The organism is Micromonospora sp. NPDC047753 (assembly GCF_040642735.1).
Lineage (GTDB): Bacteria > Actinomycetota > Actinomycetes > Mycobacteriales > Micromonosporaceae > Micromonospora.
Genome location: NZ_JBEYSL010000454.1, coordinates 1 through 5,465, shown reverse-complemented (window position 1 = coordinate 5,465; position 5,465 = coordinate 1). Strand labels below are relative to the sequence as shown.

5 protein-coding genes are annotated in these 5,465 nt (G+C 71.8%); 2 read left to right on the top strand and 3 right to left on the bottom strand.

Going from position 1 to position 5,465, the window contains the following annotated elements; genetic code table 11:
• Nucleotides 1–187: 187 nt before the first annotated feature.
• Nucleotides 188–1,441, top strand: a complete 1,254-nt coding sequence (locus ABZ749_RS28285) for a phosphatidylserine decarboxylase (protein WP_357233141.1) — start codon at nt 188–190, stop codon at nt 1,439–1,441.
• A 57-nt stretch (nt 1,442–1,498) separates the two neighbouring features.
• Here ABZ749_RS28285 and ABZ749_RS28280 read toward each other — a convergent pair whose 3' ends face one another.
• The 3 genes from ABZ749_RS28280 to ABZ749_RS28270 form a co-directional block, all read right to left on the bottom strand.
• Nucleotides 1,499–2,449 (bottom strand): CDP-alcohol phosphatidyltransferase family protein, encoded by a 951-nt coding sequence (locus ABZ749_RS28280; protein ID WP_357233139.1) that lies wholly within the window; start codon nt 2,447–2,449, stop codon nt 1,499–1,501.
• A 345-nt stretch (nt 2,450–2,794) separates the two neighbouring features.
• Nucleotides 2,795–3,745, bottom strand: a complete 951-nt coding sequence (locus ABZ749_RS28275) for an NUDIX domain-containing protein (protein WP_357233137.1) — start codon at nt 3,743–3,745, stop codon at nt 2,795–2,797.
• Nucleotides 3,746–4,140: 395 nt separating this feature from the next.
• Nucleotides 4,141–5,091: an NUDIX domain-containing protein gene (locus tag ABZ749_RS28270; protein WP_124856350.1), complete on the bottom strand. Its 951-nt coding sequence runs from the start codon at nt 5,089–5,091 to the stop codon at nt 4,141–4,143.
• 143 nt (nt 5,092–5,234) lie between these two features.
• On the opposite strand from ABZ749_RS28270, the gene ABZ749_RS28265 reads away from it, so the two are divergent.
• The coding region (locus ABZ749_RS28265; RefSeq protein ID WP_357233135.1) for a PspC domain-containing protein at nt 5,235–5,465 on the top strand (231 nt) is incomplete at its 3' end.

Genomic DNA, 5,465 nt, shown 5'->3' with positions numbered 1-5,465 from the left:
TATCTGCAGGCAAGCCTTACCTGGGGGGCCGTCCGCGTCGGTCCACCGCATCCCCACGGCGGTGCGGCCGGCGCGGACGGACGCATATGCTGGCTGGTGGAGATCTCGCCTCCGCCGGCCGGCCCGTCCCGCCCATGGCGGTCCCGCCGCGATTCCCGTCTCTACCCCCGTCAGGAGCCCGCCCGACATGACCCAGTCCCCCGCCGTGCGTACCACCGGCCGGTCCGGTCCGGTCCGCATCGGCGAGCGAGCCGCCCGTACCCTCGTCGCCGAGCTGGCCCGGATCAACGACCCCAAGGCCGCCCTGCTGGTCGGGGTGACCCCGGACTCCGCGGTGCTGGCCGCGGCGGTCGATGCGCTGCTTCCCGGTGACCGGCTCACCGTGGTGCCCGCCGAGCCGTTCGGCGCTGCCGCGCTCAGCGAGCACGTCACAGCCCAGGGTCGCTGGGTGGCCGACCGGGTGAGCGTCGTCGACTCGCTGGCCGAGGCCGAGGCCGCCGAGGTCGTCATCGCCGCTGAGGCGTTCACCGGCACCGCCGAGGCCACCCGCAGCGGCGTCGAGGGGTTGGTCAAGTACCTGACCGACGGGGCGGTGCTGAGCGTGGCGACCGTCGCCACCCCCGGCCGGACCGAGGGTGCCGCCGCCGAGCTGGCCCGACAGGACGCCCTCTACGGCGTCGGCGCCGATCTGGTGCTGCGCAACTCGCCACCGGTGCGGGTGTACCGACTGCGGTTCACCCCGGCCAGCCCGGCCGCTGCCGACAGCCTGGCCCCCGCGTACCGGCCGTCGAGCGTGCCGGTGACCCGGGGCATGCACATCGACTCCAACGGCGTGGCGGCGGCGGGCATCGCGCTGGGCCTCGCGGCGCTGGCCCGGGTGGCGCGCCCGTCGTCCAAGCTGTGGCTGCTGCCGGCCCTGGCCGCCGGGCCGGTCGCCGCGTTCTTCCGGGACCCCGAACGGGACGTGCCGGAGGACCCGAGCGCCGTGGTCGCCAGCGCGGACGGGAAGGTCCTGTCGGTGCAGCGGCTGCACGACGAGCGCTTCGGCGACGGCGAGTGGCTACGGATCGCGGTCTTCCTGTCGGTGCTGGACGTGCACGTCAACCGCGCTCCGGTCGCCGGCAAGGTGGTGGACTACTTCGTGGCCGATGGCGGCTTCGTCAACGCGATGAAGCCGGACGCCGAGCACAACGTCGCCGCGTACACCGTGCTGGACACCGCTCGCGGCACCGTGGTGGTCGCGCAGCGGACCGGGCTGATCGCCCGCCGGATCGTGCAGCGCGCGCCGATCGGCGCGCTGCTGGCCAAGGGCGAGCGCTTCGGGCTGATCCGGTTCGGCTCCCGGACCGACGTCTACCTGCCCGCCGAGGCCGCCGACCCGCTGGTCGGGCCGGGCGACAAGGTGGTCGGCGGGTCCACGGTCATCGCCCGCTGGCGCTGACCCGCAGACGAAGAACGGGGCGCCGCTGACCGCGGCGCCCCGTTCTGTCTGTTCACATCAGGCGGTACGACGTTGCCGCAGCCAGAGAACCGGCCCGCTGACCAGGTAGCCCACCACGATCAGGGCGAACGTGAGCCGGATGTCGACCAGTGCGCCGATCACCGGGGCCAGCCAGAGCCACGGCGGCAGCTTCACCAGGCGGGCGAGCTTGGCGTACGGGAAGCTGGACACCATCGCGAAGGCCAGCAGCGCCACACCGGCGACCAGCACGGCACCGGGCACCGGCAGGCCGATCGCCACTGTCACGGCGAGGACCGCGGCCGCCATGGTGGTGGGCACCCCGCAGAAGAACCTGCCGTCCTTCGGCGAGACGTTGAAGCGGGCCAGTCGGATCGCGGCGCACGCCGCGACCAGGGCGCACGCCACCGCCGCCGCCGCCGTGGAGACGGAACCGGCGAGCGAGGCGTAGACCACTACCGGCGCGGCGAGACCAAACGAGCACATGTCGGCCAGGGAGTCCATCTGCGCGCCGAACGGGCTGGCCACCCCGAGCCGTCGGGCCAGGGCACCGTCCAGACCGTCGAAGCCGACGCACGCGATCAGGCAGAGCGCCGCCATGCGCACCTCGCCCTGCATGGCCAGGAAGATGGCCAGCATGCCGAGCATCAGGCTGGCCAGCGTGCAGGCGTTGACCAGGCCGAACTTCATCCGGCGCGCGATGGTGCGCTCGCCGGGAAGCAGCGGGATCGTGTGGGCCTCGTCGGTCTGCGTCATCGGCGGCATCGCCGGGCTGACCGGCATGACCGCCTCGACGTCGCCTCGGTCCAGGCCCAGTGTCGGGTCCACACCCAGTGTCGGTCGGCTGAGCCGGTCCAGGCCGTAGCGACGGCGCTGCCGATCGGCGTACCGGTGCTCGGTCGGGGCCAGGTCGGTCGGGTGCAGGTCGCCGTCACGGCGGCCGACCCGGACCAACAGCACCTGGCGGGCGAACGTGCTGCTGCGGCGCAACCGGCCCGCCCAGCGACGCCCTGCGGGGCGCGGACTGTCAGTAGTACGACGCCGGCGCCATGGGGCTCTCGGCACGTTTCCTCCATCACCGGATCTGCTGACCGCCACGTGGCGGGTGTCCGGCTGTCTCGTGCCGGACCTTGCATGGCCCGGCAGCCGTTTTGCGGAGTACACCATCGCATAGGGGAACATGGCTTGGCGATAGCTGCCGGCGGTACTTGTATCTGGCTTAAACCGCTCGAACCGCTCGCTTGTTCCCATCCCGGGCTTCATCGCCCTTTTCCTCCATCATTCCCGCCTTTGACTGTACCGGAGGGTCACCAACTCGGCTCGCCGAGCGGTGTGCTATCGACCACTCTGTCCGATTGCCACGGCAGCGATGTCGCTCAACGGCAGGTCAGTGGCCTCCTCGCGGCTGAACCACCCCGCCCGCGCCGTCGACCCCCCGGCGGACTCGGTGACCACCGCGTCGGTAGGTACGTCCACCAGCACCCGATAGATCACCCGTACGCCATGCCAGTCCAGAGGTCGACCCTCCGGGCCCAGCGCGGCGGGATTGTGCAGATTGTTGACGCCGAGAAGCTCCACCACCCGGCCCACCTGCCCGCCCTCCTCGACCAACTCCCGCAGCAACCCGGTGGTCGGCTGCTCGCCGTGATCAGTGCCCCCGCCAGGCAGATGCCACAGACCGGCCCCCGGGTAGCCCTCCGCGATCTGGGTGAGCAGGATCCGCCCAGCGGGGTCGGTGACCAGCCCGTACGCCCCGAAGCGCAGCCGACGGTCGGGGTGCTGCGGCGGCAACAGGTCCCGCGACCGGTGCGCCGCCGGCGGCAGTGGGGTGACCGGCAGGCCGAGCGCCTCGGCGGTGAACGGGGTCAGCGGCAACTGCGCCGCCTCCGCCAGCGAGAGCCAGGAAGCCTGATCGACCAGACCAGCCCCGACGCCGCGCGACCCGCCCCCGGGCCGCGCACTCTCACGCTCCGCGCCGTGAGGCAGCGCGTCGTGGGGCGTGCTGAGGTCGAACAGCAGCCGGTCACTGTGCAGCGAAGCCATGTCCTCCGAGAAGGTGGCCACATCGGCAACCACCGCGAGTAGTCGCGTCACCGCAACCGTCAACCCGACCTGCTCGTCGACCTGGCGGATCACGGCGCGCTCCGGGTCCTCGGCATGCCTGACGGCACCGCCGGGCAACCGCCAGGCCCCGGGAAACTCGCCCGCCGCCCCGTCCCGAACGACCAGGACCCGGCCCGAGTCCCGCAAAAGCCCGTACGCTCCGACTCGCCGCGCGAATTGCACCTTCGCTCGCCCCCGCTTCGCGCCCACAACTGTTGATCATCAAGTTACCGTCGTCCAACTCGCGTTCAGACGATAACTTCATGATCAATGCGAGGCAGGGCACGGGAAACCCGCAGAGCTCGGCGAACCGCGCGTTCAGGCCGAGGTAGCCGGCCCTTGACGACGACCGATCAGCCCCGTAAAGGACTTTAAGTCCGTTATGCGACCCGGTCCGCGTCACTCCTTCAGCCCGCATTGTGGAGTCCATTCGCGTTGCCGGAGTCGAGACTGACGGTGATCCACTCAGGTTCACGGAAGGCGCGGCATTCCAGCGCCCGGGATACCGCGTTTTCAAGGAACCCGAGTGGATCACAGGCTGGGGCAGGGACCTACCGAAGCCGGACGACCCCTCGGGGTCAGGTGAGTTGGGCGGCCTGGACTGCTTCGGCGGTCACCTCGGTGAGGCGGTCGGTGGGGAGGGCGCCCAACTCCTCGCGGCCGAACCAGCGGGCCTCGCAGGTGGAGCCGCCCACGTCGGCCACGGTCAGCGGGTTGGGCTGGTCGACGACGACCCGGTAGAAGGCGCGTACGCCGTGCCAGTCGATCGGGTAACCCTCGGGGCCGAGTGAGGCGGCGTCGCGGTGACTCGCGACGCCGAGCAGCTCGACGAGGCGGCCGGCCTGGCCGGTTTCCTCGATCAGCTCCCGGATGAGTGCCGCGCCGGGCTGTTCGCCGTAGTCGGTGCCGCCTCCGGGTAGGTGCCAGCAGCCGGCGCCGGGGTAGCCGTCGGAGATGCGGGTGAGCAGCACTCGGCCGGCGGGGTCGGTGCAGACCGCGTACGCGGCGAAGCGCTGGGCCCGGTGCAGCCCGTCGGGGCCGGGCACGGCGTAGAAGGAGGGGAACTCGGGTGCCTCGTCGGGCACCACGTCGGCCGAGGAGGCGGGCAGCCCGAGGGCGCGTGCGGTGAACGAGCGCAGCGGCAGCTCGCGCGCCTCGTCGAGGGTGTACCACCGGGCCAGGTCGGTGGGGCGCTCGCCGACCCGGTCGGCGAGGGTGCCACCACGCACGGCAACCCGGTAGATCAGGCGGTCGGTGTGGATGGTGATGCCGCGGTCGGGAAGTGCCCGCATGTCGGCGAGCACGTCGGCCAGGCCGGAGACGGCGACGGAGAGACCGGTTTCGGCGGCGGTCTCGCGGACGACCGTGTGGTTCGGGTCCTCGCCGTGGTCGACCGCCCCTCCGGGCAGCGACCACGTGCCGGGGGTGCCGGAGCGCTCCGATGCGCGGACCAGTAGGACTCGGCCGCTTGAATCAGCACAAACTGCGTATGCCGCGATCCTGCGGAGCGGCTTGAGCAAGGTGGTCACGGGAGCAAATTCTCCCCGGGCCGGGTTACCGGAACGGAAAAGAGTCGGATTCCTGACTATCTGGCCCCGGTCAGGGATTGGTCAGGGTAAGGATCCGGGCGGTCACCGAGGGCACACCGGGCGCCAGCGCGGACTGTGGGGGTATGACATCGACCACCGCTCCCCACGCCCCGTACAAGCAGCTCCGGCGACCCACCACCGACCGCATGGTCGCCGGGGTCGCCAGCGGCGTCGGCCGCTACTTCGCCGTCGATCCCACACTGGTCCGGGTGATCTTCGCGGTCGCCCGGATCAGCCGGCCGACGCCCTGCGCCAGCCTCACCGCCGCGATCGGCACGCTGACCGCCGCGAAGCCGGAGCCGCCGCCCGCGTCC